Consider the following 3,081-nt stretch of genomic DNA (forward strand, 5'->3'; position numbering starts at 1 on the left):
GGCCGACTCGGTTTTGAAAACCGAGTCGGCCCACGTCCGCCGGGTAGGGGTTGTTGGGCGGGGTGCCGCAGGCGGTGAGCGACAGGCACAAAAATAAACCGAAGCGCCGGATCAACCGGGCAGGCTGTAATGATGAAGGGGCGGAATCGGGCATAATTCCTCGGAGAATGGCAAGGGCGGGCCGGGACATTATATGCCGCCCCGTCCCAGCCGCCTTCCGCCCACGCCAATGCCCCGGCGATATCAAAATAGACGGGGATGGCGACGGGGTGCCTTGCGAAAACCAATGGTGTAAACAAGAGCGTCAACCCGTTTAAACATCACAGAGACGCATCATTTTATAGACTTTATAGCAAATGGATTGACGTACCTAGAATCGCTGGTTATCTTGAATTACCACCCAATTAACAATGAGTGGCATCTTCATATAACAACTCATACCTCTGGAGTACCCCATGCTAAAGCACACCCTGTCACGCTTGGCCCCCCTCGTGCTGCTGGCATTCGCCGCGCCAGCCGCGCATGCCGCTCCATTCAGTTTTGTATACAACGACACGGTGTCCGATCCCGGCACCGTTCCAGACATCCTCGCGGGCGACGCCGTAAAAATCACTATTACCTTGGATAACGGTGGCTCAAGCGCCAGCAGCCAGACCTGGACGAGCAGCGACCTGACCTCGCTCAAGTTCGATTTTGATAATGGCACGCTGGTGACGACATTCACCTCGCCATTCGACGGCGGGTTGGACTCTGGAACCGGCGATTTCATGACCGACGGTGCCGGCGCATTGACCTCGATATTCACGCTGTGGGCTGACTCGAATATCACGGTCAACTTCGCGACCAATGATCCCAATCTCACCAACGGCGCTTGGCAATTGGGCGGAGGCTCCACCGACGGTGCCTACTTCAATGATGTCAGCGCCATCATCCTCAGCGGTCAAGGCTCGATAGCATCAGCGGGCAACTGGGTCTTGGACGCGCCGGGCAGTGGCAGCCCCGTGCCCGCGCCCGCCACCCCGCTGCTGATCCTGGCAGGTCTGGCCGCATGGCGTAGCGCGCCCAGCCGTCGGACGGCTTAAAGCCCAGCGTCCAGAGGCCATAACCCCCGGCAAGCGCGAAAACCACCACCGATGGCCGTGGAAATCCACCGCCATCGGCCCGCGATGATTCGCACCCCTCCATTCCCCCATCCCCGACCAGCGCGCGTTCTTCCTGCACGCCACCTTACGGCGGCTTAGGATTTGGCCGGAAATAACTTCCCGAGTTGCAACCCGGAGGGTTGCCAGCGATTAGCCGGGGTTGGGCGCAGCGATACCCCCGGTTATCCAGGGATGCGGCGGCGGGGCTAAACCAGCCTCTATTTGTCGAGATTCGGTCGATCACACCGCGCCGCCAACAGGGCGGCGATGGCACCCCCCCTCAGCGCCCTGCGATGATCCAGCTCGGCCGCCAACCCGGCACGCCATGGCGAGGCCGACGCTTGCGCATCCCCGGCCGAAGCCGCCTTAAGATTCCGGGCGTAAGCCTTCCCATCGGACACGCCAAGCGCACGGACTCGATCCGCCGCCCGTTCAAACTCTGGAATGATCGGCATCGTGTCCGCGCTTGGCCCAATCCGGGCCACCAGTAGCTTGTCCACGCCCGCCCTGGCAATCAGCAAGCCACCCTCCGAGCTTTTGACGCACACCCAATCGGGACCGCCGCCCAGCATTTCGGTGGCGGCCAAACGGCCATAGTGCATCAAGGCCGCGCTTATTCCCCCGATAATATCCGCGTTGAAGCTAAGCGGCGGGAAAGTCGCCACAGGAAACCCATCCGAAAGAAGCACGCCTGAGGCCAGAATATCTCTCGACGAGTTATTCAGCCCGGTCAGGATTGAATTGAACATATGATTTTCTCCCCATGATCCAAAGACCCGGCTATATCAACCGAGCTTGTTCGCTTAATGACAAGGAATCCGACACGGATAACCCGAGTGACAAAACAATGCCAACTATTGAACAGGCAATCCCTGTGCCCAATAGTGCGCTCAACAGGAAAATGATATTTCGCTATCCATGATGGCGACCTTTTGGCCTGGATTCACCGCCTTCATCTCGCCGCGTGTGATGCGAGACGACAGTGTTTCATGGGGTTAAGAATTCAAGGATTTATCAAGCTTGAGAATTAGTAGAATTACGTATGTGCCGCCGCATTCGCACTTGGATGGGAAACACAGGCGCTCTCGATTTGATCAAGCCATCCCTTTAAATGCGCCATGGATACGTCAAATACCATACGTATTTCAAGAGTATCCCGTCACCCATGGCATAGGAGTATGTTATGCGTGGGTTTTGGGCGGAATGCGCCTCCCGGTCCAAACCGCACTGCCATTAAAGCGGTTTCCTGGAATGAACACACCCAACTCGGACACCCGCAAAACCCCCTCCCCGGCCCTCCCCTTATCAAGGGAGGGAGAAAAAGCCCCCCTGATAAGGGGGGTGGGGGTTAATGGGTAAGCTCTTTTTCGGAAATCACCCAAGTTAAAATCACAAACCGCTTAACTTAACCTAATTAGTGACGTAGGGTGGATAAGCGAAGCGCATCCACCCAACCAAGGCGTCGGATGCGCTCCGCTGATCCGCCCTACCCTGACTTACGTTTTTTATGGGCCGCGGCTAACCATCTGTTTCAAAACGCTATTTTCCTCTATGCCAACAGAGCCTTACGTCAACAGAACCTAAGCTTTCACTTGCTACCAGTGGCCTCGTATTTCTGGCCGTCGTCCACCGCCGTCAAACCGACGGACGCGGGCACGGCCACCTTGACCGAGCCGCTGCAAGTCTGCCCCGCCACGCTAACCGTAAAGCCCACCGAGTACACCCGCCCGTTGCCGGAACCCGCGCCGTTCTTCCGCTTGATCTGTCGTTCCGCCCGCAGCAACACGCTATCGACCGCCAGTGGCTTAGCCCTAGTGGTTTTGCCCCGGCGGATTTTGGCGTCCGGCCCGGTGGCGTCCTTGGCGGCCTTGTCCTTGACCGGCTCGTCGGACAGGACGCGGTCGATCTTGAGAGCGAATTGCGCCGGACCTTGGATGCC

2 protein-coding genes and 1 pseudogene are annotated in these 3,081 nt (G+C 58.1%); 1 reads left to right on the plus strand and 2 read right to left on the minus strand.

The features are described 5' to 3' along the window. Positions 1-455: 455 nt before the first annotated feature. Positions 456-1,082 (plus strand): hypothetical protein, encoded by a 627-nt coding sequence (locus ACXWUF_RS21255; RefSeq protein WP_458496541.1) that lies wholly within the window; start codon positions 456-458, stop codon positions 1,080-1,082. Positions 1,083-1,360: 278 nt separating this feature from the next. On the opposite strand, the gene ACXWUF_RS21260 is transcribed toward ACXWUF_RS21255, so the two are convergent. After that, a complete protein-coding gene (locus ACXWUF_RS21260; RefSeq protein WP_458496542.1) occupies positions 1,361-1,891 on the minus strand; it encodes a roadblock/LC7 domain-containing protein in 531 nt (176 codons plus the stop codon). Between the two features lie 839 nt (positions 1,892-2,730). Continuing rightward, positions 2,731-3,081, minus strand: a pseudogene (locus tag ACXWUF_RS21265) (hypothetical protein); the annotation flags it as partial.

The organism is Methylomagnum sp., from assembly GCF_054333355.1.

Bases quoted from the DNA above. Each gene is read 5' to 3' on its own strand.
- ACXWUF_RS21255 (WP_458496541.1), top strand. From the start codon at position 456: ATGCTAAAGCACACCCTGTCACGCTTGGCCCCCCTCGTGCTGCTGGCA.
- ACXWUF_RS21260 (WP_458496542.1), bottom strand. From the start codon at position 1,891: ATGTTCAATTCAATCCTGACCGGGCTGAATAACTCGTCGAGAGATATT.